We start from the raw sequence: 24,458 nt of genomic DNA, 5'->3' as shown, positions 1-24,458 counted from the left end.
GTGACGCCATCCGAGAGGTCCGCATGACCGGCATTCCCAGCGTCTCCCGCGTCCCTTCCGGCGGCGTGGTCGAGGAGCATCGCTTTCCCTGCCCGGTCTGCGGCAGCGACATGCATTTCGCGCCCGGCACCATGGAGCTGGCCTGCGGCCATTGCGGCCACCACGAGGCGATCGCGCCGCTGCGCGATCCCGATGCCACGCGCGAGATCGACTTCGAAAGCGCCCGGCGCGGTGACGTGCCGGTGTCGCAGATCGAGGAGACGCGCACCGCCTCCTGCCCCAATTGCGGCGCGCAGGTGGAATTCGCGCGCGGCACCCATGCCACGCGCTGCCCCTATTGCGACACGGCCGTGGTGGCCGACACCGGCACGCATCGCCATATCAAGCCGCGCGCGCTCCTGCCCTTCGAGATCGATGAGAGCCGCGCCCACGAGGCGCTGAGCGCATGGCTGGGCAGCCTGTGGTTCGCGCCCAACGGCCTCAAGGCCTATGCGCGCAAGGGGCGGCGGATGAACGGCATCTACGTGCCCTTCTGGACCTTCGACGCCCAGACCGAGACCGATTATCGCGGCCAGCGCGGTGACACCTATTACGTCACCCGCACCGTGATGCGCGATGGCAAACAGGTGCGGGTGCAGGAGCCGCGCATCCGCTGGCGGCGCGTGCGCGGCCGGGTGGCGCGGTTCTTCGACGACGTGCTGGTGCTCGGCTCGAAATCCCTGCCCAAGGCGCATACCGACGCGATCGGCCCGTGGGACCTGCCCGCCCTGTTGCCCTACCGACCCGAATATGTCGCGGGCTTCATGGCCGAAGGCTACCAGATCGAGCTCGACGACGCCTATACCGAGGCGCGTGCGGTGATGGAGCAGGTGATCCAGAGCGACGTGCGCCGCGACATCGGGGGCGATCAGCAGCGGATCGAGGCGCTGGACACCCGCGTGTCCGGCGTGACCTTCAAGCACGTGCTGCTGCCGGTCTGGACCGCTGCCTACCGCTACCGGGGCCAAAGCTACGCCTTCGTGGTCAACGCGCGGTCGGGCAAGGTGCAGGGCGCGCGCCCCTACTCCAAGTGGAAGATCACCCTCGCGGTGATCGCCGCCCTGATCGCGGCTGCGATTCTGGGCTATTTCGGTTATCTCAACCAGTAAGCCCGCTTGCACGACCCCGCGTCAGGCGGCATTGTCCGCGCCGATCCGACAGCCTCTACTCCGGAAGGAAATCCGATGATCCTCGCCTGCGGCGAAGCCCTGATCGACATGCTGCCCCGTCGCACCGAAAGCGGCGAGACCGCCTTTGCGCCCTATGCCGGCGGCGCGGTGTTCAACACCGCCATCGCCATGGGCCGCCTTGGCGCGCCGGTCGGCTTCTTTTCGGGCATCTCGTCCGACATGTTCGGCGACCTGCTGCGTGAAACGCTGGAAGCCTCGAAGGTCGATACCTTCCCGGCGCATATCTCTGACCGGCCCACGACGCTGGCTTTCGTGAAGCTCACCGACGGCCATGCCAGCTACAGCTTCTATGACGAGAACACCGCCGGACGGATGCTGTCGGAGGACGACCTGCCCGAGCCGGGCGCCGAGGCGCTGTTCTTCGGCGGTATCTCCCTCGTGGTCGAGCCTTGCGGCGCCGCCTACGAGGCGTTGCAGGCGCGCGAGAGCGCGACCCGCGTCACCATGATCGACCCCAACATCCGCCCCAGCTTCATCCGCGACGAGACCGCCTACCGCGCCCGGATCGAGCGGATGATCGCGCGCGCCGACATCGTGAAGGTCTCGGACGAGGATCTGCACTGGCTCGAGGGCCAGGGCAGCACCCCCGATCTGGCACGCCGGATGCTCGCCAAGGGCCCCGCCCTCGTCTGCATCACCGAAGGCTCCAAGGGCGCCACCGGCTATACCGACGATCACACCGTCAGCGTCGCCTCTACCAAGGTCGAGGTGGCCGACACGGTCGGCGCGGGCGACACCTTCAACGCCGGCGTTCTGGTGAGCCTGCACCGGGCTGGGCTGCTCACCAAGGAGGCGATCGACACGCTGACCGAAGCGCAGATCCGCGACGCGCTGGCGCTCGGCGCGCAAGCCGCGGCCATCACCGTCAGCCGCGCCGGCGCCAACCCGCCCTGGGCCGACGAGCTTTGAAGGCTCTGGTCCAGCGCGTCTCGGAGGCCAGCGTCAGCGTCGACGGCGCGGTGATCGGGCGCGCGGGGCCGGGTGTTCTGGTACTGGTCTGCGCGATGCAGGGCGACACCGATGCCCTGCCCAGCAGGATGGCCGCAAAGATCGCCAAGTTGCGGATCTTTCGCGACGAGGCCGGCCGGATGAACCGCTCGCTTCTCGACACGGGCGGCGCGGCGCTGGTGGTGAGCCAGTTCACGTTGGCCGCCGATACGCGAACGGGCAACCGCCCCGGTTTCTCGACCGCTGCCGCACCCGAGATCGGCGCGCCCCTCTACGAGGCGCTGGCGGCGGAGCTGGCGGCCTTGGGCGTGCCGGTCGAGACCGGACGCTTCGGCGCCGACATGAAGGTGGCACTGGTGAATGACGGGCCGGTGACCATCCCGCTGGAGATCACCGGCTGAGGCGTCAGCAGGGCTGTGCCATCACCAGAACCCAGACCGGGCCCTTGGACCCTTGCGCGAGGCCTACGCCGAACTCCTGCGCGCGATCGAGCGCCATTACCTGGCGGTGGCCGGGCGAGCCTTGCCAACCGGTGATGATCTGCTGCGCGCGGGGATAGCCCCAAGCAAGATTCTCGCCGCTGACCCCGGCGCAGTAGCCTGTGCGCTCGACGCGGACCCGGTGGTTCGAGCCGTCGCTGCCGCGATGGCCGAACTCCCCGCTGCGCGCCAGATCGCAGGCCTGTACCTGCGCCGCGCGCGACAGCTCGGGGTCATGCGACACCCGGCGCAGGCCCTGCGAGGCGCGAAAGGCGTTGAGACCCGCGGCGATCCGCGTCGCCCTTGCACTGGCCTCCGCAGGCAGGAGGCAGCCTGCGGAAGCGGAAGCGGGGGTGGCCGCAAGGCCGGTGAAGCCGGGCACAAGCCCAAGGGCAGGCAGCGCGGCGACTGCCGCAACCATCAGGGATCGTCTCATCTGCTCTCCTCGAACGATTTGGCGCTAGTTCGCAAACCAATTGAGGCAAGAGCAAGGCGTGGTGATTTTTACTGATGCCGCTGGGCAATCATCAGCGCGCGACCCCGAGCAGCCTGAGCGGCAGGCTGCCAACGAAGAGCGCCACCGCGACGCAGACGATCGAAGGTCCCACGGGGGTGTCGAACCACAGTGCCGCTTGAAGCCCCGCCAGCGCCGAAACCGCCGCCATGCCCAGTGCCAGCATCGCCATAGCCTCGGGCGTGCGGGCGGCGCCCCGGGCCGCCGCTGCCGGAATCACGAGAAGCGCGGTGATCAGCAGCGCGCCCACCACCTTGATCGCCACCGCCACCACGGTCGCCAAGAGCAGGGTCAGCACCAGTGCTTCGCGGCGCGGCGCGATTCCCGAGGCGTGAGCCAGATCCGGCGACAGCGTCGCCGTCAGCAACTTGCGCCACCGCCAGGCCAACACGCCCACCACCAGCGCCGCGCCGCCCCAGATCCAGGCCAGATCGCCGCGCGTCACGGTCAGCACATCGCCGAACAGGTAGAGTTCGAGGTTCACCCGTGTTCCACTGGTAAGTGCCACGGCCACAAGCCCGGCCGCCAGCGCCCCGTGCGACAGCACGCCCAGCACCGCGTCATGCGCAAGGCCCCGCCCCGCCAGCGCATGCACCGCGATCGCCATGGCGATCGCGGTGCCGAGAACGCCTGGAAACACCGCCATCCCCTGCCCCAGCGCCAGTGCCACGCCCAAGATCGCGGCGTGGCTGGTCGCATCGCCGAAATAAGCCATGCGCCGCCAGACGACGAAGCAGCCGAGCGGGCCCGCGGCCAAGGCGGTGCCAAGCGCGGCGAGGCCCGCGCGGATCAGGAAATCGTCGAGCATGTCAGCCCTCGGCGTGATGTTGGTGATGATGATGCGCGGCGCCGCCACCCTCATGGGCGTGGTCGTGCTCGTGACGGTAAAGCGCGAGTTGGCCGCCCGTCCCGGTGCCGAACAGCTCGCGATAGGCCGGGGCGGCGGAAACGACCGCCGGCGTGCCCTCGCAGCAGATATGCCCATTGAGGCAGATCACCCGGTCCGAGGCCGACATCACCACATGCAATTCGTGGCTGACCATCAACACGCCGCAGCCGATATCGCGCCGAAGCGCCTCGATCCGGCGATAGAAGGCGGCCTGCCCCGGCTGGTCGAGACCCTGCGTCGGCTCGTCGAGGATCAAAAGCTGCGGCCGGTTCAGCACCGCGCGGGCCAGCAGCACCCGCTGGAACTGCCCCCCCGACAGCGCGGCCATCTGCCGCCCGCCGAGCCCGCCCGCGCCCGATTGATCGAGCGCCGCTTCGGCCTCGGCATCCCCGACCCGCAGCGGCAGGTCGAGAAAGCGGCGCACGGTGATCGGCAGGGAAGCGTCGAGCACGAGGCTTTGCGGCACATAGCCGATGCGCAGCCCCCGCATGCGCCGCACCCTGCCGCGCCGCGGCGCCAGAGCGCCGATGACCAGCCGCAAAAGCGTGCTCTTGCCCGAGCCGTTCGGCCCCACGAGTGTGACGATCTCGCCCGCCTCGACACGCAGCGACACGTCGCGCAGCACCGGTGCGCCCTTGGGTCCGAACTCCAGCCCCCGCGCCTCGATCAACGCGCTCATGCCTCGCGCTCCTGGCAGGCCGGGCAGAGCCCCTCGGCCTCGATCACCGTCTGCTCGATCACGAAACCGGCCTCTGCCGCCGGGCGCGACAGCCCTTCGGCACCTTGTGTTTCCGCCACCGCGCCGCAGCCGCGGCAGATCAGAAAGCCCGGCGCATGGGCCGCGCCCGGACGGGCGCAGGCGACATAGGCCGAGAGCCGTTCGATCCGATGCGCCAGCCCCTGATCCACGAGAAACCCGAGCGCGCGATAGGCCACGGGCGGCTTGGAACCCATGCCTTCGGCGTCGAGCCGTGCCAGAACGTCATAGGCCCCCATCGCCGCATGGCCTTCGAGCAGGATTTCAAGCACGCGACGGCGCAACGGCGTCAGCCGCGCGCCGGACGCGGCGCATCCCGCCTCGGCGGCGGTGATCGCACTGCGGATGCAGGCGGCATGGTCGCCGCAGGCAAAGCCGGGTTCGGCCATGGCGGTCTCCTCGAAGCTACTGGTCGGGTCTTGACCTATCGTTATGTTATAACATAGCACCTAACTTCCAAATCTGAAATGCTCAAGAGGTCTCCATGCGTTCTACCGTCTCTTTCGCTGCTTGCTTCACGTGTCTGGCTGCACCGGCCTTGGCCGAGCCGCCTCGGGTCGTCGTCGACACCGCGCCGCTGCATAGCCTCGTGGCACGGGTAATGGACGGCGTGGGCACGCCCGAGCTGCTGCTGCCGCCGGGTGGATCTCCGCATGATGTGACACTGCGCCCGTCGGATGCCCGGCGATTGTCGCAAGCGGACCTTGTTGTCTGGACCGGCCCCGCCTTCCTGCCTTGGTTCTCCGACAGCCTCGCAGCGCTGGCCCCCGAGGCCGAAGCGCTCGCGGTGCTGGAGTTGGAGGGCTGGGAGCGGCTGCCACTGCGCCAGGATCCGGCCTTCGAGACGGAGCATGAGGAAGAGGAAGAGGAAGAGGAAGGGGACGACCACGGGCACGGCCATGACGCGTTGGACGCGGCCCAAGCCGACCCGCACGCTTGGCTCGACCCGGTAGTGGCCGCCTCATGGATGGAGCGGCTGGCCGAGACGCTGGCCGAGACCGACCCCGAGAATGCCGGGACCTACCGCGAGAACGCGACGGTCGCAATCGAAGCGGATACGGCGATGTCGGAGCGGATCGCGGCGCGGCTCGCCCCGCTGTCGGGGCGGCCCTATCTGGTGCCGCACGACGCCTACCAGTATTTCGAGCGCCGCTTCGACGTGCCCGCATCGGGTGCTCTGGCGCTATCGGACGCTTCGGCGCCGGGACCCGCCCGGATTGCGGAGCTGCGCGACAAGGTCGAGATCGGCGGCATCGTCTGCGTGCTCAGCGATCCCGAAACGCCCGCCGATCTGGTGGCGCTGCTGCGCGAAGACAGTTCGGCCGCGACCGCTCCGACCGATCCCGACGGCCTGATGCTGACCCCGGGACCGGATCTTTATCCGGCGCTGATCGAAGGTCTGGCCGTGGCATTGGAAGACTGCCTTGGCTAGGCCGCGCTCAGGCTGACCGTGACGCGGTTGCGACCGGTCTCCTTGGCCGCGTAGAGCGCCTCGTCGGCGCGGCGCATCAACGCCTCGGCCTCCTGTTCGGGGTCGGGGCGGCCCGGGCCCATCGCCACGCCGACCGACACGGTGATGCGGCACGACACCTCAGGCGCCACGCGGAACGGCGCGTCGCGGATGCGGCGGCGCAGCCGGTCCGCCGCGATGCGCGCCTGCTCGAGGCTGGTGTCGGGCATCGCCACGAGAAACTCCTCACCGCCGATCCGCGCCAGAAGATCGGCCGGTCGCAACCCGTCGCGGAGCCGCCGCGCGACCTGCGCCAGCACCTCGTCGCCGGCAGCGTGGCCATGGCGGTCGTTGACTGCCTTGAACAGGTCGATGTCGAGCAGCATTACCGCGATCGGCCGCGACCGCGACCGCGCCTCGGTGATCAGCCTGATCAGGTGGGGCCGCGCGTAGCGCCGGTTCCACAGCCCTGTCAGCGGATCGGTCAGCGCCGCTTCGAGGCCGTGCCTCTCGGTCGCGCGCAGCCGATCGGCAAGCGACTTGCGGCGCAGCAGGCGACGGGCACGGTAGGCGATCTCGTCGGTTTCGACCGAGGCGGGCACGATGTCGTCCGCGCCCAGGTCGAGCAGCATCGCCGCCTCGCGGCTCGTCTCGGGGATCAGCACCAGCTGCGCGGCGCGGCGGGTGGCCGAGCGGCTGCGCAATTCGGCCACGATGCGGTAGAGTTCGCGCGCGGGATGCCCCGCCCGACAGAGACCGGCCCCGTCGATCACGAAGAGATCCTCCTCATGTCCGGCCTCCGTGAAAGAGCCTTGCGGCGCGATCCGGCGCAACGGCTCCGGCAGGCCCCGATAGGCCGTCATCCCCCGTTCTGCCTCGGGCGAGATCACCGCAATGCGCTGGCGCGGCGCAAAGGTCGCCGCCGCTTCGGAAAACCCCAAGGCCTGATGCGTGGCCTCGCGGCGCGACAGCTCGTCCTCTGTGTCGCGCGCGCGCAAAAGGTTGCGGATCCGCGCCTGCAGCAACGTGGTCGAAACCGGCGCCACCACCACCTCGTCGGCCCCGCCGAGCAGAAGCGCGAGCCGTTCCCCCCCGGCAGGCCAGCGTCCCGCCACCACGACCGGCAGGCGTACACCGTTCGGAACGACGCGCAGCCTCTTCAGAAAGGTGAGGGTCGCGTCGAAATCCGTCTGAACGCCCGGCGCGGTGGGCACGAAGAGCAGGTCGATCGACGGATCGGGCAGCCGCGCCAACGCGTCTTCGAAACCGTCGCAATGCAGACAGTCAAACCCCACGGCGATGAGGGCGCTCTCCTGAAGCGCTCTTTCCGTTGCGATTCGATCGACGATGAGGATACGACCCGACATGAATGTGTCCTTGTTCGGGCCATGCTGCCCGGTCAGGCCGACGATCCGCTCACGCGATCGCTGCCCCATCATCGGGCCCATCTTCGAACCCATCATCGGGATTGCGCCCTCTCCCGGTTCTCAGGGTCGTCAGGAATGGTTAACAAATGCTTTCGCAGGGCTTTGGGGAGACGATGATGAAGCGGGAACGTGCCGAGGTGATCGCGCTGGGCGCATTGGGATGGCTGGCCGCCGATGACGAGCTGTGGCCAGTGTTTCTCGGAGCGACGGGGGCCGCCGCCGAAGATCTGCGCGCGCGCGCGGCCGAGCCGGGGTTCCAGGCCTCGGTGCTTGAGTTCCTTACCAATGACGACGCTTGGGTCACCGCTTTTTGCGATACCGCCGGATATGCCTATGACGAGCCGCACACCGCCATGCTGGTGCTCGCGGGTCCGGCGCGGATGCACTGGACGTGAGACCGGCGGCGTTGATCTTCGACAAGGACGGCACGCTGTTCGACTTTCACGCCACATGGGGCGGTTGGTCGCGCGGGTTGATCGAAGCCGAAGCCGGAGGCGACGCGGCGCTCGCACGGCGGATCGCCGAGGCATTGGGCTATGACATGGCCGCGGGTCGGTTTTCGCCCGACAGCATCGTCATCGCCGCGACCGCGGGCGAGATCGCCGACCGGATGCTGCCCCTGCTGCCCGGCGGCGATCGTGCGGCAGTGATCGCGCGGATGAACGCGCGGTCGGCTAAGGCGCCGCAGGTACCTGCCGTGCCACTCGGCCCGCTCTTCGCCGATCTCGCGGCGCGCCGTCTGGCGCTCGGCCTCGTGACCAACGATTCCGAAGCACCAGCACGCGCGCATCTGCACGCCTCGGGACTCTCTGCGCGCTTTGGCTTCGTCGCGGGGGCCGATAGCGGTCATGGCGCCAAGCCGGGTCCGGGCCAGCTCGTCGCCTGTGCCGCGGCCTTTGGCCTTGCACCGGCAGCCTGTGCGATGATCGGCGACAGCCTGCACGACCTGCACGCCGCCAGGGCCGCCGGGATGACCGCGATCGCCGTGCTGACCGGCCTCGCGGCGCGGGACTCACTGGCGCCGCATGCCGATCTGGTGCTGGACCACATCGGCGCGCTGCCCGACTGGCTCGACGAACAAGGCATCACGAAACCGTGATGTCGCAGCCTGCAACTGAGCCTCCGAGGCCGCCGTGTCTGCTGGCATCACGAGGGGCATGATCGCCCCCGGACATGTCAGGGAGACGACATCATGACTTTCAAGGCCCTCTTCGCCGGCACCGCCATCGCCCTCACCTCCACCATCGCGCTGGCCGAGACCCATGCCGAAACCGGCAACCCGATGGTCGGCGGCGCCGCCATGTTCCCCGAGAAGAACATCGTCGAGAACGCCGTGAACTCGGCTGATCACACCACGCTCGTCGCTGCCGTGCAGGCCGCCGATCTGGTCGAGACGCTCTCGGGTGAAGGCCCTTTCACCGTCTTCGCACCGACCAACGACGCCTTCGCCGCCCTGCCCGAAGGCGCGGTCGAGGACCTGCTCAAGCCTGAGAACAAGGATCGCCTGACCGAGATCCTGACCTGCCACGTCGTCGCGGCCAATGCGATGTCGGACGCGATCTCCGGCATGATCAAGGATGATGGCGGCATGCACGAAGTCGAGACCGTCGGCGGCTGCACCTTCACCGTCTCCGAAGGCGAAGACGGAACCATCATGATCACCGATGGCCAAGACCGCACCGCCAACGTGACCGTCGCCGACGTGAAGCAGTCGAACGGCGTGATCCACGTGATCGACGGTGTGCTGCTGCCCGCGGTCGAGTAATCCTTCGAAGGGACGGTCGGAGCTTCCACTCACGCTCCGGCCACAGGCTCGTCGCGCATGGCGCGGCGGGCCGCCTTGCGAAGAAAGGTGCGCCCCGCCCACGCGCGGCATCGCGCCGCAACCCGGATGCCCGGTCTTTCAAAATCATCCCGGAGCGCGCATGTGGAGGGCAGACGCCACCACCCGAGGAGCCCCGGATGAGCGAGCCCGTCCACCAGCCAGACGCCGAGACCGAGGATCGCCCGACGCGGCCCGCGATGCTGCGCGGCTTTCGCAGGCGGTGCCCGAACTGCGGCGAGGGCGGGCTGTTCCAAGGCTATCTCAAGGTGGTCGACCGCTGCCCGGTCTGCCGCGAGGAGCTGCGCCATCACCGCGCCGATGACGGTCCGGCCTATCTGACCATCCTGATCGTGGGGCACCTGTTGGCCCCGGTGATCCATGTGGGTTTCACGCGCTTTCGCCCCGATCCTCTGGTCATGGCGACAGTGCTGACCGTAGGCGCCGTGGCGCTGTCGCTCTATCTTCTGCCACGGCTCAAGGGTGTGGTCGTCGGTATCCAGTGGGCGCGACGCATGCATGGCTTCGGCAAGGCGCATTGATGCCCGGCCCCGTGCCGATCCGCGACGCGGCGACGGTGGTGCTGCTGCGCGAGACGCCCGATGGCCCATCGGTGCTGATGGGTCGGCGCGGCGCGCGTGCGGCCTTCATGCCGTCGAAATACGTATTTCCGGGTGGTGCGCTCGACCCGGTGGATGCCACCGTGGGCTTCGCGGCCCCGCTCGGGCCGGCCCATGCCGCGCTTTTAGGAAAGTTGGCGGCCCCGCTTTCTGCCTGCGCGATCCGCGAGCTTTGGGAAGAGACCGGCCAAATTCTCGGGCGTCCCGCCCACTGGCCCGACGCGCCGCCGGGCTGGCGCGGCTTTGCCCGTACCGGTCACCGTCCCGATGCCGCCGCTCTCGTGCCGGTGTTTCGCGCCGTAACGCCGCCGGGGCAACCGCGCCGCTTCGACGCGCGGTTCTTTCTGGCCCGCGCCGACCACCTCGCCAGTGATCCCGACAATTTCGACCGCGCCGAGGATGAGCTTGCGCATCTGCATTGGGTGCCGCTGACGCAGAGCGAGGCGCTCGACCTGCCGCGGATCACGCTACTGGCGCTGCGCGAGGTGCGGGCGCGTCTGGACGATCCCGACCCGGCCCGTCCGATGCCGTTCTTTCACGGCACCATGGAGGCGGACATCCGGCCCTGAGGATCGCCCTACTCCGGCTCGTCCGCCTCCTGCGCGCCTTTGCGCGTGATCGGTCGTCCGATCGCGGCCCCTGCGCCTTCAGGCTGCGGCAGATGCGCATGCGCCTTGGCGATGCGGGCCAGACGATCCCGGAGATCGGGCGGTGGTGCAGCGGCGCGGCGGCTTTCGAGATCGACATGTACCAGCATGTGCTCGGCCGTCGCCACCAGCCGCGAGTCGGCCCACATCCGATGAAAAATCCGCACGCGGCGCCCCTCGGCCAGCAAAAGCTGCGTGTCGAGCGTGATCCGCGCCCCGGCCCGGACCTCTGAAAGATGCCGGATATGGGTCTCGGCGGTAAAGAAGCTTTGGCCGCGGGCGATATAGTCGGCATCGCAGCCGATCAGCGCGAGAAACCGGTCGGTTGCATCGCCGAAGGCCTGCAGGTAGCGGTGTTCGGTCATGTGGCCATTGTGGTCGCTCCAGTCGAGCGGCACGGCGCGCGCCCCCGTGGGGAGCGGTCCCGTGAGCGACATCGCATCGAGGCCCTTGGGCGCACCGCCGACACGACGGTCGGCGGCGTTCAAGAGACGCCCCGCGCCCCAGTCGCGCGCCTTGAGCCCGCGCAGGATCGATACGAGATTGGCATCGCGAATGCGCTCCAGATCGGCGATGGAATACGCGCCGGACTGGGCCTCGGACTGGCTGGCGATGGTCTCGACCAGCTCGTCGGTGAGATCGGGCACATCCGTGAGCTTGCTCCACGGCCATTTCAGCGCTGGGCCGAACTGGGTCAGGAACTGCCGCATCCCCGCCTCGCCCCCGGCGATGCGGTAGGTCTCGAACAGCCCCATCTGCGCCCAGCGCAGGCCAAAGCCGTAGCGGATCGCGTCGTCGATCTCGGCGGTGTCTGCCACGCCGTCCGAGACCAGCCACAGCGCCTCGCGCCAGACCGCCTCGAGGAGCCGGTCGGCGATATGCGCGTCGATCTCGCGGCGCAGAAACAGCGGGTGGCTCCCGATGTCGCGCAGGGTGGTGCGGATCCGTTCGATCCGCGCGTCGCCGGTGCCGGGGCCGGTAACGATCTCGACGAGGGGCAGCAGGTAGACCGGGTTGAACGGGTGCGCGACGATGATCTGGCCCGGCCGTGCGGCCCCCTCCGACAGCTCCGAAGGGCGAAACCCCGAGGTCGATGAGCCGATGATCGCGGTCTCGGTGCAGGCCGCTTGGATCGCTGCGTAGATCTCGTGCTTGAGATCGAGCCGCTCGGGCACGCTCTCCTGAATCCACTCCGCCCCCGACACCGTCTCGGCGAGGTCGTCGTGAAAGCTCACCTTGCCCTCGTCGGGCAGGGCGACGTCCCACAGGCCCGGCATCGCAGCGCGGGCGCGCTCGATGACAGCGCCGATCTTGCGCGCGGCATCCGGGTCGGTATCGTGGATGCGAACGTTCCACCCCATCAGTGCGAACCGCGCGGCCCAGCCGCCGCCGATCACCCCGCCGCCGATGATGGCCGCCGTCCTCGCCCCCGTGACCGCCATCGCTCAGCCCCCCGTCGCGGTAGAAAGCGCGCCCGTGTCGTAGCCGTTGAAATCGAGCATTTCGACCGCCGCGCGGTTGCGGTCGGCCCCGGCCTGACCGGGCCGGTTCATGACCCAGCCATAGGCCCCGTTCGGCGCGCCGATCACCGCGGTGCGAAAATCATCGTCGGTCCACAGGAGCCACCAGGGCTGACCGCCGATCTCGAAGCGGCCCCGGCCCTCGGATGTCACTGCGCGCAGGCGCGCCTCGCCCGCCCCCGCGATCCGCGCCACGCCGCCGCCGGAGACATCGAGCTTGAGCGTCACCCGGTCACCGGGGCTCACCGGACCGCCGGGATAGGCCGAGGCGACGATCCAGTCGCCGTTGAGGTCCGGGGCCGTGCCGCGCAGGCTCGAGGCGATCGGCGCGCCAGCCGCACGGAACACAGGGGCCTGCGCCGCAGGAACGGGCGGCTCGGCCGCACCGCAGGCCGCGAGCATCAGAAGCGCCGCGAGCGCCCGTCTCGGCGCGGGGCGGCGAAGCCGCGATGATAGGGCGAGGATCACGGCGGTCTCCTGTGGGTGCGGGGGGCCACCGGATCACGGCGCGGGTCGGCCAGTGAAACGGCGGAGGGATCGGTGTGTGGATCGGCGAGCGAACGGAGCCCGAGCCTCGCACGGGCTCCGTCATCGGCTCAATAGGGCATCGGGTGCTGCTTGTGCGCCGCATTGATCTCGGCCACCACCTCGTCCGACACCACCACGTCGCGTCCCGCGAGGATGCGCTCGAGCTGATCGACATTGGTCGCGCCGAAGATCGGGCAAACCGCGAAGGGCCGCGTGCGCTGCCATGCCAGCGCCATGTGCACCGGGTCGAGACCGTGGCGATCGGCGATGTCGAGATAGGCCTGCGTGGCCCGGATCACCCGGTCGGTCTTGCGCCCGCCCAAATCGCCGTTGATCGAAAGTCGCGAGCCCTCGGGGATGCCGTCCTGATACTTGCCGGTGAGATAGCCGCAGGCCAGCGGCGAATAGGCCAGCAGCAGCACATCCTCGTTCACCGCCATCTCGGCCATGTCGGTGTCATAGAGCCGCGACAGCAGCGAGTATTCGTTCTGGACCGAGGCCACGCGGGGGCCGCCCTGCGCCTCGGCGCGGTCGATCCAGCGGGTGGTGCCCCATGCGCTCTCGTTCGACAGGCCGAAGGCGCGGATCTTGCCCTCGGCGACCATATCCTTGAGCGTGGCAAGGACACCGTCCATGTGATCGCGGGTGCGCTCGGGATCCTGACCCGAAGGGTCGAAGTTCCAGTACTGGCGGAAGTGATACGAGCCGCGCTCGGGCCAGTGCAGCTGGTAGAGGTCGATCACGTCGGTCTTCAGGCGCTTGAGCGAGCCTTCGACGATCTCGCGGATGTTGCCGCCGTCATAACCCTTGCCGTCACGGGCCCAGCCGGGGTTGGGACCGGCGGCCTTGGTGGCGATCCTGTAGGCGTCGCGCTTGCCGCTCTTTTCGATCCAATTGCCGATGAACTCCTCGGTGCGGCCCATGGTCTCGGCCTTGACCGGGTTCACGGGATACATCTCGGCGGCGTCGAGGAAATCGATCCCCGCATCGAGCGCCATGTCGAGCTGGCGGTGCGCGTCGTCCTCGGGGGTCTGGCTGCCATAGGTCATGGTGCCGAGACACCATTCGCTGACCTCGATACCGCTGCGACCAAGGGGGATCTTCTTCATGTTCGGGGCCTTCCTGTCCTCGTGCCGGTCTCATCCGTCCGGTCTGCGAGGCGCAGAGGTAGGGCTGCGCGCGCCCGACGGCAAGCCGTCGCGCCCCACTGTTCCCGGGGCGATGCGCGCCCCACTGGCCTTGCGCGGGCGGGATCGCTACAGGGGGAGCGGACGCAGCGAAGGACACCAGCAGCATGGCACGGCATCTCATCACCTCGGCCATCCCCTACATCAACGGGATCAAGCATCTGGGCAATCTGGTGGGCAGTCAGCTTCCCGCCGATCTCTTCGCGCGCTACCAGCGCGGGCGCGGTCACGAGGTGTTGTTCCTGTGCGCCACCGACGAACACGGCACCCCGGCCGAGCTGGCCGCCGCCCAAGCCGGCAAGCCGGTGGCCGAATTCTGCGCCGAGATGCACGAGACGCAGGCCGAGATCGCACGTGGCTTCCGGCTCTCCTTCGACCATTTCGGTCGATCCTCCAGCCCGCAGAACCATCGTCTGACCCAAGCCTTCGCCGCCCGTCTCGACGAGGCCGGGCTGATCGAAGAGCGGGTCGAGACCCAGATCTATTCGAAGGCCGACGGCCGGTACCTGCCCGATCGCTACATCGAGGGCACCTGCCCCAATTGCGGATTCGAAAGCGCGCGCGGCGACCAGTGCGACAACTGCACCAAGCAGCTCGACCCGGTGGACCTGATCAATCCGCGCTCGGTGATCTCAGGCTCCACCGATCTGGAGCCGCGCGAGACCAAGCATCTCTACCTCAAGCAGAGCGGCATGCGCGGCCAGTTGTCGGAGTGGATCGACGGCAAGACCGACTGGCCGATCCTGACCACCTCGATCGCCAAGAAGTGGCTCAATGACGGCGACGGGCTGCAGGATCGTGGCATCACCCGCGACCTCGACTGGGGCATCCCGGTCAAGAAGGGCGAGAATGAGTGGCCCGGCATGGAGGGCAAGGTCTTCTACGTCTGGTTCGACGCGCCGATCGAATACATCGCCTGCGCGCAGGAATGGGTCGATGCCGGCAAGGGCGCGGATTGGGAGCGCTGGTGGCGCACCGACCTCGGCGCCGACGACGTGCGCTATACCCAGTTCATGGGCAAGGACAACGTGCCGTTCCACACGCTTTCCTTCCCGGCGACCATCTTCGGCTCGGGCGAGCCGTGGAAGCTCGTCGATTACATCAAGTCGTTCAACTATCTGAACTATGATGGCGGGCAATTCTCGACCTCACGCGGGCGCGGCGTGTTCATGGATCAGGCGCTGGAGGTGCTGCCCGCCGATTACTGGCGCTGGTGGCTTCTGTCCCACGCGCCCGAAAGCTCCGACGCCGAGTTCACTTGGGAGAATTTCCAGCAATCGGTGAACAAGGATCTCGCCGACGTTCTCGGCAACTTCGTCAGCCGAGTCACCAAGTTCTGCCGCTCCAAGTTCGGCGAGGAGGTGCCTGCGGGCGGGGCCTATGGGGCGCGAGAGGAGCAGCTCATCGCCGATCTCGAACGCCGGGTGCGCGCCTATGAGGGCCACATGGACGCGATCGAGGTGCGCAAGGCCGCGGCCGAGCTGCGCGCGATCTGGGTTGCCGGCAACGAATACCTGCAGGATGCGGCGCCTTGGGCGAGCTTCAAGAGCGACCCAGAGGCGGCGGCGATGCAGATCCGCCTCGCGCTCAACCTGATCCGGCTCTACGCGGTGCTTTCGGCGCCCTTCATTCCTGACGCCAGCGCGCAGCTGATGGAGGCAATGCGCAGCGATGACGACGCCTGGCCCGGCGACGTGGCGCAGGCGCTCACCACCCTGCCGGTGGGCCATGGCTTCAGCGTGCCCGACGTGACCTTCCGCAAGATCACCGACGAGGAGCGCGAGGATTGGCAGACGCGTTTCGCTGGCAAGCGAAGCGCTTAAGCGAAAAATCTTCCGGCTGCGGTTGAAAGGGACTGGATCGACCCCGAGCGGATCGCGCTAGTGTGAGACCGCAGCACAGGAGCGCATGATGAGCCAGACCCTCCGAAAGATCCCCACCACGCGCGGCAGCCTGATCGGGGCGGAGCCGGTGTCGCATGGCGACGGTCTGTCCTGGGGCGCGATGCTGGTCGGCGGGCTGATCGGCGTGGCGTTGATGGTGCCGCTGTTGCTTCTATGGCGTGGCGTGGCCGGGGCCCTGCCCGCGCCGGGAGGTCTCTGGCCCATGCTGTTGCCGCTGCCCGCGCTGATCGGGGCGGGGTGGAGCGCTGCCACGCTCGCGGGAACCGCACGCCGCCGCATCGCGGCCTTGCACGGTGTCGCCGTCTGGGCGCTGTTGCTCGTGATCGTCATGGCCGCCGCCATCTTTGCCCCCGAAACGCTGCAACAAGTGGTGCCGGAGCTTGTCGGGGCCGCTCCGGCGGGCCTCGGCGATCCGGTGCTTGGCACGATGGCCCTGGCCGGGCTGTTCGCCGCAGCGCTGGGCGGCATCTGGGGCGGGCCTCGCCGCGAGCGCGGGCGCGCCTAGCGGCCGGCTCTCAGCGTCAGCCGGATCTCAGCGTCAGCGTCACCTCGCGGCGGCGACCGTCGCGTTCGAGGCTGAGCGTGACCTCCTCGCCCGCGCGGCGGCGGTCGATCCGGGCCAGCAGGTCGTCGAGCCCCTCCACCGCCTCACCATCTAGCGCTCTGATCACGTCGCCCGGCAGCAAGACGCCGCGCGCCAGCCGCGCCGGGACGATCCCGGCAGCCTCCGCCTGCGACCCCGGCGCGACCTCCAGCACCAGCGCCCCCGTCAGCCCCTGCCGATTGACGGCGGCATTGATCCGCGCGTCGAACCCCAAACCGAGGCTCGGCGGCGCGTAGCGCCCGGTCTCGATGAGCTGCGGCACCACTCGTGCCGCCACCGCCACCGGCACCGCGAAGCCGATCCCCGCGCTTGCGCCCGAAGGCGAATAGATCGCCGTATTCACCCCCACGAGACGGCCGCGCGCATCGAGCAGCGGGCCACCGGAATTGCCCGGATTGATCGCGGCATCCGTCTGGATCAGGCCCCGGATCATGCGCCCCGCCTCGCCCGGCAACTCGCGATCGAGCGCCGAGACGATGCCGGTGGTGAGGGTCCAGTCCAGCCCGAAGGGATTGCCGATCGCGAGCACCGATTGCCCGACCTGAAGCGCGCCCTCGCCCGCCTCGGGGCGCGGCAAGGGGGCCGGAAGATCACGCCCTTCGATGCGCAGCACCGCCAGATCATGGCCGGGGTCACGCCCCACCACGCGGGCGGGCAGCGACCGTCCGTCGGCGAGCTGCACAGTGGCGCGGCTCGCCTCCCGGATCACGTGATCATTGGTGACGACATGGCCCGCCTCGTCCCACACGAACCCCGAGCCGGAGCCGAGCGGCGTCTCGCCCGCGCGGCGGGTGAAGGGATCGACGATCCGTGTCGATGTGGTGATCGCCACGACGCTGTCGCGCGCGGCGCGGAATACCGCGATGGTGCGCGCCTCCGCCGATGCGGCCTCGGCCGAAACCGGCAGGGTCCCGGCCGGCGGCGCGGCGGGCGGCGTCGAGGTCTGGCGCCCGGCCATGAAGGCCACGATGAGCATCAGGGCGAGGATCACCCCCACGAGACTGGCACGCATGATCCCTCCCGGCTTTGGCGTTGTCGCTGCACGGACCCGTGCTAGGTCCATTCGCAAACCGGCCCTCTGATAGGGCCGCCATCCATGTCATGGGAGTTATCCATTGCGACACGTGCTTTCCACCCTCCTTGCGCTCGGGCTCGGCGCGGGCTCGGCTGCCGCCGCCACCTGCGGCAACGACGCCTCCGGCTTCGAACGCTGGAAACAGGAATTCGCCGCCGAGGCCGCCGCGCAGGGTGTCGGACAGGCCGGGCTGAACGCGCTGGCCCAGACCAGCTATGCCCAGCGCACCATCAATGCCGACCGCAATCAAAAGAGCTTCAATTATTCGCTCGACAAGTTCCTGCAAGTGCGCGGCGCCGACACCATCGTCGCCCAAGGTCGCAAGAAGCTCGCCTCCAATCCCGGTTTCTGGCAGAGCCTCGAGAGCCAGTACGGCGTACCTGCAAGCGTGCTGATCGCGATCCATGGCATGGAGACGGGATTTGGCGGCTTCATGGGCGACAGCAACGTGCTCTCGGCGATCTCGACGCTGGCCTATGACTGCCGCCGGTCCGAGTTCTTCTCGCAGCACGCGCTGGCGGCGCTGATGCTTGTCGATCGCGGCGCGGTGTCGCCCGGCTCAACCGGAGCGATGCATGGCGAGTTGGGCCATACCCAGTTCCTGCCGGGCAATATCCTGCGCTACGGCGTCGATGGCGACGGCAATGGCCGGGTCGATCTCACTGATCTGAGCGATGCGATGGCCTCGACCGCCAATTTCCTGCGCCAAAAGGGCTGGCAGCCGGGCGCGGGCTATCAGGAGGGGCAGCCCAACTTCGCGGTGATCCAGGAATGGAACGCGGCGGGCGTCTACCAGAAGGCCATCGCGTTGATGGCGGCGCGCATCCAAGGCTGATCCGGTCGATTGTCGGGCGGGGTGGAGGTCAGGCCCCCGCCCCGCTCGGCTCCAACGTTTCGACCCGCTGCCGGGCCGCGGCGATGGACCGCTCGATCTGCAGGCGCAGAACCGCAACCTCTTCGTTGGAATAAAGCGTCGGGGCGCGGGTTTCCATCTCGCCCAGTGTCTCGACCGGACCGGTCAGGCCGAGCATTGCCGCCCCCCCGCGCAACTTGTGCGCCACGGCGACCACGCCCTCTTCGGCAGGCTTGTCGCCCGTCAACCGCGGCAGGCAGTCGCGCAAATCCGCCTCAAAGGCGTCGAGCGCGCGAACCAGATGTTCGGCCCCCAGCATCTCGGCCATATCGTCGAAATCGTCGATATCGAACAATGCCGCCTGGGCGCTCGACGATATAGCGGCCTCGATCACGAACTCTGCGGGGGGTGCAGACGCAATATCGGGGGTGGCGGCGGGCGGCACGGTTTCGAAGGCGGCAAGCAAGCGACGCAGCACCGGCAGCCGCAGCGGCTTGGCATAGACCTCGTTCATGCCCGCCGCGAGCCCGGCGGCGCGCGCCTCGGCGGAGCCATGCGCGGTCAGGCCAATGATCGGCGATTGCCGGTCGGCCGGCAGACCGTCGCGGATCGCGCGGGTCGCGTCGATGCCTCCCATCACCGGCATCTCGAAATCCATCAGCACGACGTCGTATTTCTGCTCGCGCAGCCGCTCAAGCCCCTTGGCGCCGTTCTGGGCCTCGGTCACCTCATGGCCGAACTGGTGCAACATGCCGCGCAATACCATGCGGTTGACGGCGTTGTCCTCGATCACCAGCACCGACAGGCGGGCCGCTCCCGACGCGGGGGCGATCAGTTCGGGCACCGGCATTTCGAGCGGCGGCGGCACCCGGTGCAGCGGCAGGGTAAGTTGGAAGGTGCTGCCCCTTCCAAGCGTGCTGCACACGGTGATGTCGCCGCCCATCAGCCGCGCGAGGCGCCGTGAGATAGCGAGGCCGAGCCCGTCGCTGCGGCCTTGGCGTCCCTCCGGACGGGCGCGGGTCACGAATTCGGCAAAGACGCGTTCGATATCCTCGGACGCGATGCCGATGCCGGTGTCGCGCACGGCAATCTCGATGCGGTCGGGCTCCAACCCCAGTGTCACCTCGATCAGGCCCTGTTCGGTGAATTTGATCGCGTTGCCGATGAGGTTGGTGATGATCTGCGCCACGCGGTTCGGATCGCCCTCGTACCACAGACCAAGATCCGCCTCCTCGGCTTCCAAGTCGAGCGGCAGGTCCTTTTCCGCGGCGAGCGGTCGCAGCACCGACAAGAGGCGCTGCAGCATCGGCCCCGGCGCGAAGGGTTGCGCTTCGATCGTCTCCTCGCCGGTCTCGATACGGGTGATGTCGAGCGATTCATTGACCAGCTGCAGCAGGATCTCGGCCGAAGCCAGCGCCACGCCGATCTGGCGGCGCTGTTCGGGCGCCAGCGACGATGTCTCGAGAAGGTCGAGCACGCCCATGATGCCATTGAGCGGGGTGCGCATCTCGTGGCTCATCACAGACAGGAAGCGCGATTTGGCGCGGTCGGCCCGCTCGGCGGTGTCGCGCGCCGCGATCAGTCGCGCCTGAGCGGCCTTGAGATCGGTGATGTCGCGCAGATACCCGATGAAGACCGGTCCTTTCGGACCCTCGACGCTGGTCAGGACAGCTTCGATGGGAAATACTTCGCCATCGCGACGGCGTGCGGCAAGCTCGACCCGCCCGGCCCCGATCAGCTCCCCCTGCCCCGTACGCAGAAAATCCTTGATCCGTTGGGCAAAGTTCTCGCGGCGCGCGATCGGCACGATGGTGTCGATCACCGAACTGCCTTGGATTTCCTCCTTGCGCCAGCCGAAGATCTCCTCGGCGGCCGGGTTGAAATCGGTGATGATGCCGTCGTGATCGGCCAGAACGATCGCGTCGAGCGAGGAGCCGATCACCGAGTTCAGCCGCTCCGCCGTGCGCGACAGCACCCGATCCCGCTCGAGCACACGGCGGCGCTGCACGTCGATCAGCCGCAGCAGTGCCCCCAGCAGGATCAGCAGCAATCCTCCCGACAGCGCCGTCAGCTCGGCCTGTTGGCGCACCCGGTGGCGATAGACCTCCGCAATCTCGGCAAGGATGTCGAGCCCGTCGAGCGACAGCTCGCGCATCATCGGTTGCACCGCGAGGGTTTCGCGATAGATCCGCACGAGATCGGCTTCGCTCAGTTCCTGCGCGAAGAGCGCGTCGACCCGTGCCACGTAATCGTCGATCTGCTCCAGCAATGCGGGGACACCGGGATATTCGACCAGCGAGCGGCCGATCTTGCCGCTGCGCACCAGACCGAGGCGGCTGATCAGGATTTCGAAGCGCAACCGCAGCCGGTCGGCGTTTTCCTGCGCCTCCTGCGCCACGCCGATCACGTCGCGCGCGAAGATTGCGGTCTCGAGTTCGAGCTGCGCGAGCGTCCACTGGGTGTTGTCAATGCCCGCGCCTTCAAGCTCGCGGATCTGACGTCCCAACATCCATCCGAGCGACAGCACCGCCGTCAGGACGATCGCCGCGGCCACGCCAAGGCCGGTGCGTGCGTTCATTTGCCAGCGCTCGCGCCGGAACGCTCCCGAACCGCTCACATGCGTCTCCCGCTCACTCTATCACGACCATCTTCGCCAGTTGCCAGATGCTGCGCGCATAGACGTCCTCGGTCCGGAACCGCGGATCGGAATCATAGGGGTAAACCAGCCAGTAAGGCCCCTTGTCACGGACCGGTACGGTTCTGCCGTCGATCCGCGTTGCGATGATCGGCAGTTCCGGGCCGATCTCGTTCATCGGAATGCGCACCCGGTAGTCGTTGAGCGCAATCAGCTCCAACGTCGCATCGGGCTGTTCCAGCGTCTTTTCCAATCCCGCTTCCTCGAGCAGCGCCGCCACCGGCACGCCTGAAAATGTAGACACGCCATCGGTCCAGATCGTGCCTGTCTCGAACACGAGCTGCGGCAGCGCGTCGAGATCCTGCAGGTCGAACCTCACCGCGCCCTCGTCGCCCCGGCCGATCCGGAGCACGCCCGGTTCGGTCGCCGACGACCCCGCCGCCGCGGGTCGCGGCACCTCGGTCGCCGTCGCTTCGCGTTCGGCGTTCGAAAACATCGGCATGTTCAACCCGATCAGCGCCAGCCCCGTGAAGGTCAGCCCGACGATGGCGCCAGCGTAGACCATCTGCATGTCGGCTCCTTTCCAGATCCTCTACGACGACGCGTTCAACATGCGTCATCAAGAAGCATTTTACGAATCCTTGTGGTGCCGCGATGGCGTGAACGTGGCGACAATGCCCCGGATTGGACGGGTTTGGACGCGGAATTATGTAGGATGGCCTCGGATTCGCCCGTTTCGCAGCTTATCTCTTCTGCTACCCTGACTTGGGACCACCTTGGCGCGGGATACCGGACCGCCGGACCGCAACGACACGAGAGGACGGATCATGCGTATCCTGATCGCAGACGACCATGACCTGGTGCGCGAGATGATGGCCGCCTACCTTGAGCGCGATTGCGGCATGAAGGCCACGCAGAGCGCGAGCTTCGACGAGGCGATGGCACAGATCACCGGGAACGGCCCGTTCGAACTGGTGCTGCTCGACTACCGGATGCCCGGCATGAAAGGGCTTGAGGGCCTGCGCGCGGCGCTGGAGGCCAGCGGTGGCAACCCGGTGGCCCTGATCTCCGGCAGCGCCGACAAGAACGTTGCCGAAGAGGCGTTGGCCGCCGGAGCCGCGGGGTTCCTTCCCAAGACCATGTCTGCCCGCTCGATGACCAACGCGGTGAAGTTCATGGTAATGGGCGAAACTTATGTGCCCGTCGATTTCATGACTGCCAAGGAGGCCGACAACCCGGCGGTGTCGCACCTTACCCCGCGCGAGCGACAAGTTCTCGAAGGCATCTCCAAGGGCAAGTCCAACAAGGAGATCGCGCTCGACCACGACATCCAGGAGGTGACGGTCAAGCTGCACGTCAAGACGCTGTGCCGCAAGATGGGCGCCAAGAACCGCACTCAGGCGGCGATGATGGCGCGCGATCAGGAAATGGTCTGACATCTGTCAAATCGGGAATCCGGAAAAGCCCCGGCCGCAGGATGCGGCCGGGGCTTTCGTTTGGCCGTTTCCGGCACCGGCGGAAGGCATGGCATGGCAACGGCTTCTCCGCAGATGGACGGCCCCGCGGCGGCTTGCTAGGGTCGGACCCGGGATGTCGGCGGCCCGGAGCGGCGGGGGTGGAGCGGCCAGATGGCGATGATGAACGATCCGCGGCGCATGGCCGAACGGCTTCGGGCCCTGACCGAGCTCGAGCAGCGCCTGTCGTTTCGCATCAGCCGCCTGTCCAAGCTGCTCGATACCCATGCCGCGCGCCAGCTGGCCGTGCATGACACCAGCCTGACCTCCTACCGCATCCTCATGGTTCTCGGTATCTTCAAGGAAACCACGGCGGCGGATCTGAGCCGGCTGATGGTCATCGACCGTGCGCAGATCAGCCGGTCTGTATCGGATCTTCTGCAGCAGGGGCTGCTCGAGCAGCAGCCCGATCCCGCGAACCGTCGTAAAAGGCTGTTGCGCCTGTCCCCCGAGGGGCAGGCAGCACTCGCCACCTTCGAACCGGGTCTGCTCGACCGCCAGAGGGTATTCACCGAACTTCTCGATGAGTCCGAACTCGACGGTCTCACCCGGGCCGTCGACAAGATCACGCGTTACCTCGCAGACACGCTCGAAGCTCCCGACGCCGCGCCGGCCACGGCCGCGCGTCCCGACCTCTAGCGGCTCGTCAGCTTCCGGTCCCTTGCCGCGGTCCCGTTCGCCCCGCAGGACAGGCTCCGGTCGGCCCTCGAGGGCCAGACCCCGAGACCGGCGATCTCGTAGCCCGCAGGATAGCTCGCGCGCCGGCGCGCCGTGACCAGTTGCGGGCGGCGGCGGCTCGGGCAGGCCCATCGCGGCGAGCAGCGGCGCATCCATCAGCGCCAGCGCCACCGGCCGCCCGAGTCCGAACAGCCGTCGCGGCAGGTAGAAGCCGAGCAGCAGGTCGAGCGTGGCTTGACCCACGACGCGGTTGCTCGGGGCAAACTGCATGCGGCGCTGTTCGACCTCGGCATTGAACGCGGCAAACCCCGCGAGATCGTCCGGAATGTCGCGAATGCCCAGCCGTGCGCCCAGCGCGCGATAATAACTCATCCATGCCTGTTGTTCATGCAGCGTCATGGCGCGTCGGCCGTAGCGGTCAAGCCAGCGGATCGATTCGATTACGAAGGTGCCGAGCACGTAGCGCATGTCGTCACACGTTGATCCGCGCGATCGCAGTCCGGCCGCGCAGGCTGTCAAGCCCGTTCTCCAGAGGCTCCGACAGCAACAGTTCGGTGTCGTCGTATCGCTTGGCGGGCCGGTTCGCGAACTCCCAGGTCCGCGCCAGAAGCCCGGAGATCGACGGCACAACATAGGTACGGAACAGCGCGAATTCCAGCGCCCGCTCGATATCCCACGAAAAGGCGCAAGTGGTCAGCCAAAGCGTCCGGCAGTCGGCGCCAAGGCGCCTTACCACTCAGGCAAGTTCGATGTTCTTCGCGGAGTCGCGACCATCGCGGCCGGCCTCGATGTCGAAGCTGACCTTCTGGTCGTCACGCAGGCCGGTCAGACCCGAGCGCTCGACGTCGGAAATGTGGACGAAAACGTCTTTGCTGCCGCCGTCGGGCGCAATGAAGCCGAAGCCTTTGGTGGTGTTGAACCATTTCACGGTGCCAGTGGCCATGGTGTGATCTCCTATCATGTGCTGCCCGCAGACATGCGGCAACTCGGCTTGGTCAGTGTCGCATCGAGAAGAACTGCAGCCGGTGAAGGAGAACAGTAATCGAGGAGGCGCTGTTGCACATCTCGGTGAGGGGGATTCACCGAGCGCATCCTGAGGGTTAGGTCGAGGGTATGCCAAAGCCTTTCCCGACCCGCTACCGCACGACGAACTGGTCCGACTACAATGCGGCGCTGCG

General features: G+C 68.0%; 28 protein-coding genes. 15 read left to right on the top strand and 13 right to left on the bottom strand.

Translation table 11 applies throughout. The features are described from left to right. Positions 1 to 23 precede the first annotated feature (23 nt). From ACJASC_RS05565 to dtd, 3 genes are all read left to right on the top strand, one after another. On the top strand, positions 24 to 1,148 hold the full coding sequence (locus tag ACJASC_RS05565; RefSeq protein WP_415144253.1) for a TFIIB-type zinc ribbon-containing protein: 1,125 nt from the start codon (positions 24 to 26) through the stop codon (positions 1,146 to 1,148). A 75-nt stretch (positions 1,149 to 1,223) separates the two neighbouring features. After that, on the top strand, positions 1,224 to 2,138 hold the full coding sequence (locus ACJASC_RS05560; protein WP_415144251.1) for a carbohydrate kinase family protein: 915 nt from the start codon (positions 1,224 to 1,226) through the stop codon (positions 2,136 to 2,138). Next, the gene (gene dtd / locus ACJASC_RS05555; protein ID WP_415144249.1) at positions 2,135 to 2,578 is read left to right on the top strand and encodes a D-aminoacyl-tRNA deacylase; all 444 of its coding nucleotides are present in this window, start codon (positions 2,135 to 2,137) and stop codon (positions 2,576 to 2,578) included. The genes ACJASC_RS05560 and dtd overlap by 4 nt, the downstream gene beginning before the upstream one ends. Positions 2,579 to 2,582: 4 nt before the next feature. On the opposite strand, the gene ACJASC_RS05550 is transcribed toward dtd, so the two are convergent. From ACJASC_RS05550 to ACJASC_RS05535, 4 genes are all read right to left on the bottom strand, one after another. Next, entirely contained in the window at positions 2,583 to 3,092 is a 510-nt protein-coding gene (locus ACJASC_RS05550; RefSeq protein WP_235047541.1) for a CAP domain-containing protein, read from the bottom strand. A 91-nt stretch (positions 3,093 to 3,183) separates the two neighbouring features. Beyond that, the gene (locus tag ACJASC_RS05545) at positions 3,184 to 3,978 is read right to left on the bottom strand and encodes a metal ABC transporter permease (RefSeq protein ID WP_415144488.1); all 795 of its coding nucleotides are present in this window, start codon (positions 3,976 to 3,978) and stop codon (positions 3,184 to 3,186) included. A gap of 1 nt (position 3,979) precedes the next feature. After that, the gene (locus ACJASC_RS05540) at positions 3,980 to 4,738 is read right to left on the bottom strand and encodes an ATP-binding cassette domain-containing protein (protein ID WP_415144247.1); all 759 of its coding nucleotides are present in this window, start codon (positions 4,736 to 4,738) and stop codon (positions 3,980 to 3,982) included. Continuing rightward, entirely contained in the window at positions 4,735 to 5,205 is a 471-nt protein-coding gene (locus ACJASC_RS05535; protein ID WP_415144245.1) for a transcriptional repressor, read from the bottom strand. The genes ACJASC_RS05540 and ACJASC_RS05535 overlap by 4 nt, the downstream gene beginning before the upstream one ends. A 149-nt stretch (positions 5,206 to 5,354) precedes the next feature. Here ACJASC_RS05535 and ACJASC_RS05530 point away from each other — a divergent pair, with 149 nt between their 5' ends. Next, entirely contained in the window at positions 5,355 to 6,248 is an 894-nt protein-coding gene (locus ACJASC_RS05530) for a zinc ABC transporter substrate-binding protein (protein WP_415144243.1), read from the top strand. Here ACJASC_RS05530 and ACJASC_RS05525 read toward each other — a convergent pair. After that, on the bottom strand, positions 6,245 to 7,633 hold the full coding sequence (locus ACJASC_RS05525) for a diguanylate cyclase (RefSeq protein ID WP_415144241.1): 1,389 nt from the start codon (positions 7,631 to 7,633) through the stop codon (positions 6,245 to 6,247). The genes ACJASC_RS05530 and ACJASC_RS05525 overlap by 4 nt on opposite strands. A gap of 176 nt (positions 7,634 to 7,809) precedes the next feature. Between ACJASC_RS05525 and ACJASC_RS05520 the strand changes: the two genes are divergently transcribed. From ACJASC_RS05520 to ACJASC_RS05500, 5 genes are all read left to right on the top strand, one after another. Then, positions 7,810 to 8,088 (top strand): DUF3572 domain-containing protein, encoded by a 279-nt coding sequence (locus tag ACJASC_RS05520; protein WP_045319538.1) that lies wholly within the window; start codon positions 7,810 to 7,812, stop codon positions 8,086 to 8,088. Further along, the gene (locus tag ACJASC_RS05515; RefSeq protein ID WP_415144238.1) at positions 8,085 to 8,792 is read left to right on the top strand and encodes an HAD family hydrolase; all 708 of its coding nucleotides are present in this window, start codon (positions 8,085 to 8,087) and stop codon (positions 8,790 to 8,792) included. The genes ACJASC_RS05520 and ACJASC_RS05515 overlap by 4 nt, the downstream gene beginning before the upstream one ends. A 93-nt stretch (positions 8,793 to 8,885) precedes the next feature. After that, positions 8,886 to 9,458 carry a fasciclin domain-containing protein gene (locus ACJASC_RS05510; protein WP_021692246.1) on the top strand — a complete coding sequence of 191 codons (573 nt, stop codon included), beginning with the start codon at positions 8,886 to 8,888 and terminating at the stop codon, positions 9,456 to 9,458. A 197-nt stretch (positions 9,459 to 9,655) separates the two neighbouring features. Further along, positions 9,656 to 10,057 (top strand): DUF983 domain-containing protein, encoded by a 402-nt coding sequence (locus ACJASC_RS05505; RefSeq protein WP_021692247.1) that lies wholly within the window; start codon positions 9,656 to 9,658, stop codon positions 10,055 to 10,057. Further along, positions 10,057 to 10,704: an NUDIX hydrolase gene (locus tag ACJASC_RS05500; RefSeq protein ID WP_415144236.1), complete on the top strand. Its 648-nt coding sequence runs from the start codon at positions 10,057 to 10,059 to the stop codon at positions 10,702 to 10,704. Before ACJASC_RS05505 ends, ACJASC_RS05500 begins: the two co-directional genes overlap by 1 nt. 8 nt (positions 10,705 to 10,712) lie before the next feature. Here the strand turns inward: ACJASC_RS05500 and ACJASC_RS05495 are convergent, their stop codons facing one another. From ACJASC_RS05495 to ACJASC_RS05485, 3 genes are all read right to left on the bottom strand, one after another. Further along, on the bottom strand, positions 10,713 to 12,224 hold the full coding sequence (locus ACJASC_RS05495; RefSeq protein ID WP_415144234.1) for a carnitine 3-dehydrogenase: 1,512 nt from the start codon (positions 12,222 to 12,224) through the stop codon (positions 10,713 to 10,715). Between the two features lie 3 nt (positions 12,225 to 12,227). Next, a complete protein-coding gene (locus ACJASC_RS05490; RefSeq protein WP_415144232.1) occupies positions 12,228 to 12,770 on the bottom strand; it encodes a lipocalin family protein in 543 nt (180 codons plus the stop codon). A gap of 128 nt (positions 12,771 to 12,898) precedes the next feature. Then, complete coding sequence (locus ACJASC_RS05485; protein ID WP_415144230.1) at positions 12,899 to 13,939, bottom strand: aldo/keto reductase; 1,041 nt, start codon at positions 13,937 to 13,939, stop codon at positions 12,899 to 12,901. 185 nt (positions 13,940 to 14,124) lie between these two features. Here ACJASC_RS05485 and metG point away from each other — a divergent pair, with 185 nt between their 5' ends. Continuing rightward, positions 14,125 to 15,840 (top strand): methionine--tRNA ligase, encoded by a 1,716-nt coding sequence (metG, locus tag ACJASC_RS05480; RefSeq protein ID WP_415144228.1) that lies wholly within the window; start codon positions 14,125 to 14,127, stop codon positions 15,838 to 15,840. A gap of 88 nt (positions 15,841 to 15,928) precedes the next feature. Then, positions 15,929 to 16,426 (top strand): hypothetical protein, encoded by a 498-nt coding sequence (locus tag ACJASC_RS05475; protein WP_415144226.1) that lies wholly within the window; start codon positions 15,929 to 15,931, stop codon positions 16,424 to 16,426. Between the two features lie 16 nt (positions 16,427 to 16,442). Here ACJASC_RS05475 and ACJASC_RS05470 read toward each other — a convergent pair whose 3' ends face one another. Next, positions 16,443 to 17,537, bottom strand: a complete 1,095-nt coding sequence (locus tag ACJASC_RS05470; protein WP_415144224.1) for a S1C family serine protease — start codon at positions 17,535 to 17,537, stop codon at positions 16,443 to 16,445. Positions 17,538 to 17,640: 103 nt separating this feature from the next. On the opposite strand from ACJASC_RS05470, the gene ACJASC_RS05465 reads away from it, so the two are divergent. Next, on the top strand, positions 17,641 to 18,435 hold the full coding sequence (locus ACJASC_RS05465; protein WP_415144222.1) for a lytic murein transglycosylase: 795 nt from the start codon (positions 17,641 to 17,643) through the stop codon (positions 18,433 to 18,435). A gap of 28 nt (positions 18,436 to 18,463) precedes the next feature. Here ACJASC_RS05465 and ACJASC_RS05460 read toward each other — a convergent pair whose 3' ends face one another. Both ACJASC_RS05460 and ACJASC_RS05455 read right to left on the bottom strand, forming a co-directional pair. Continuing rightward, positions 18,464 to 21,031, bottom strand: coding sequence for a PAS domain-containing hybrid sensor histidine kinase/response regulator (locus ACJASC_RS05460; protein ID WP_415144220.1), 2,568 nt, complete (start codon positions 21,029 to 21,031; stop codon positions 18,464 to 18,466). Between the two features lie 52 nt (positions 21,032 to 21,083). Then, complete coding sequence (locus ACJASC_RS05455) at positions 21,084 to 21,659, bottom strand: putative pterin-binding protein (protein WP_415144218.1); 576 nt, start codon at positions 21,657 to 21,659, stop codon at positions 21,084 to 21,086. 256 nt (positions 21,660 to 21,915) lie between these two features. Between ACJASC_RS05455 and ACJASC_RS05450 the strand changes: the two genes are divergently transcribed. The 3 genes from ACJASC_RS05450 to ACJASC_RS05440 all read left to right on the top strand — a co-directional run bounded on the left by ACJASC_RS05450 (position 21,916) and on the right by ACJASC_RS05440 (position 23,763). Continuing rightward, positions 21,916 to 22,524, top strand: coding sequence for a response regulator transcription factor (locus tag ACJASC_RS05450; protein ID WP_415144216.1), 609 nt, complete (start codon positions 21,916 to 21,918; stop codon positions 22,522 to 22,524). Positions 22,525 to 22,716: 192 nt separating this feature from the next. Beyond that, positions 22,717 to 23,241 carry a MarR family winged helix-turn-helix transcriptional regulator gene (locus ACJASC_RS05445; protein WP_021692260.1) on the top strand — a complete coding sequence of 175 codons (525 nt, stop codon included), beginning with the start codon at positions 22,717 to 22,719 and terminating at the stop codon, positions 23,239 to 23,241. Positions 23,242 to 23,373: 132 nt separating this feature from the next. After that, positions 23,374 to 23,763, top strand: coding sequence for a hypothetical protein (locus ACJASC_RS05440; protein ID WP_415144212.1), 390 nt, complete (start codon positions 23,374 to 23,376; stop codon positions 23,761 to 23,763). Here the strand turns inward: ACJASC_RS05440 and ACJASC_RS05435 are convergent. After that, on the bottom strand, positions 23,753 to 24,016 hold the full coding sequence (locus ACJASC_RS05435; RefSeq protein WP_415144211.1) for a hypothetical protein: 264 nt from the start codon (positions 24,014 to 24,016) through the stop codon (positions 23,753 to 23,755). The two genes, ACJASC_RS05440 and ACJASC_RS05435, sit on opposite strands and share 11 nt — an antisense overlap. Beyond that, a complete protein-coding gene (locus ACJASC_RS05430; protein ID WP_415144209.1) occupies positions 24,017 to 24,223 on the bottom strand; it encodes a cold-shock protein in 207 nt (68 codons plus the stop codon). Positions 24,224 to 24,458: the final 235 nt, after the last annotated feature.

This window comes from Limimaricola cinnabarinus (assembly GCF_047631075.1).
GTDB lineage: Bacteria > Pseudomonadota > Alphaproteobacteria > Rhodobacterales > Rhodobacteraceae > Limimaricola > Limimaricola cinnabarinus.
This window is presented reverse-complemented; position numbering and strand designations above follow the sequence as displayed.

Coding starts and splice junctions, on each gene's coding strand:
- ACJASC_RS05430 (WP_415144209.1), bottom strand. CDS start 24,223: ATGGCCACTGGCACCGTGAAATGGTTCAACACCACCAAAGGCTTCGGC.
- ACJASC_RS05510 (WP_021692246.1), top strand. CDS start 8,886: ATGACTTTCAAGGCCCTCTTCGCCGGCACCGCCATCGCCCTCACCTCC.
- ACJASC_RS05500 (WP_415144236.1), top strand. CDS start 10,057: ATGCCCGGCCCCGTGCCGATCCGCGACGCGGCGACGGTGGTGCTGCTG.
- ACJASC_RS05475 (WP_415144226.1), top strand. CDS start 15,929: ATGAGCCAGACCCTCCGAAAGATCCCCACCACGCGCGGCAGCCTGATC.
- ACJASC_RS05505 (WP_021692247.1), top strand. CDS start 9,656: ATGAGCGAGCCCGTCCACCAGCCAGACGCCGAGACCGAGGATCGCCCG.
- ACJASC_RS05545 (WP_415144488.1), bottom strand. CDS start 3,978: ATGCTCGACGATTTCCTGATCCGCGCGGGCCTCGCCGCGCTTGGCACC.
- ACJASC_RS05565 (WP_415144253.1), top strand. CDS start 24: ATGACCGGCATTCCCAGCGTCTCCCGCGTCCCTTCCGGCGGCGTGGTC.
- ACJASC_RS05445 (WP_021692260.1), top strand. CDS start 22,717: ATGGCGATGATGAACGATCCGCGGCGCATGGCCGAACGGCTTCGGGCC.
- ACJASC_RS05540 (WP_415144247.1), bottom strand. CDS start 4,738: ATGAGCGCGTTGATCGAGGCGCGGGGGCTGGAGTTCGGACCCAAGGGC.
- ACJASC_RS05535 (WP_415144245.1), bottom strand. CDS start 5,205: ATGGCCGAACCCGGCTTTGCCTGCGGCGACCATGCCGCCTGCATCCGC.
- ACJASC_RS05485 (WP_415144230.1), bottom strand. CDS start 13,939: ATGAAGAAGATCCCCCTTGGTCGCAGCGGTATCGAGGTCAGCGAATGG.
- ACJASC_RS05550 (WP_235047541.1), bottom strand. CDS start 3,092: ATGAGACGATCCCTGATGGTTGCGGCAGTCGCCGCGCTGCCTGCCCTT.
- ACJASC_RS05525 (WP_415144241.1), bottom strand. CDS start 7,633: ATGTCGGGTCGTATCCTCATCGTCGATCGAATCGCAACGGAAAGAGCG.
- ACJASC_RS05460 (WP_415144220.1), bottom strand. CDS start 21,031: ATGAACGCACGCACCGGCCTTGGCGTGGCCGCGGCGATCGTCCTGACG.
- ACJASC_RS05470 (WP_415144224.1), bottom strand. CDS start 17,537: ATGCGTGCCAGTCTCGTGGGGGTGATCCTCGCCCTGATGCTCATCGTG.
- ACJASC_RS05560 (WP_415144251.1), top strand. CDS start 1,224: ATGATCCTCGCCTGCGGCGAAGCCCTGATCGACATGCTGCCCCGTCGC.
- metG (WP_415144228.1), top strand. CDS start 14,125: ATGGCACGGCATCTCATCACCTCGGCCATCCCCTACATCAACGGGATC.
- ACJASC_RS05450 (WP_415144216.1), top strand. CDS start 21,916: ATGCGTATCCTGATCGCAGACGACCATGACCTGGTGCGCGAGATGATG.
- ACJASC_RS05495 (WP_415144234.1), bottom strand. CDS start 12,224: ATGGCGGTCACGGGGGCGAGGACGGCGGCCATCATCGGCGGCGGGGTG.
- ACJASC_RS05455 (WP_415144218.1), bottom strand. CDS start 21,659: ATGCAGATGGTCTACGCTGGCGCCATCGTCGGGCTGACCTTCACGGGG.
- ACJASC_RS05520 (WP_045319538.1), top strand. CDS start 7,810: ATGAAGCGGGAACGTGCCGAGGTGATCGCGCTGGGCGCATTGGGATGG.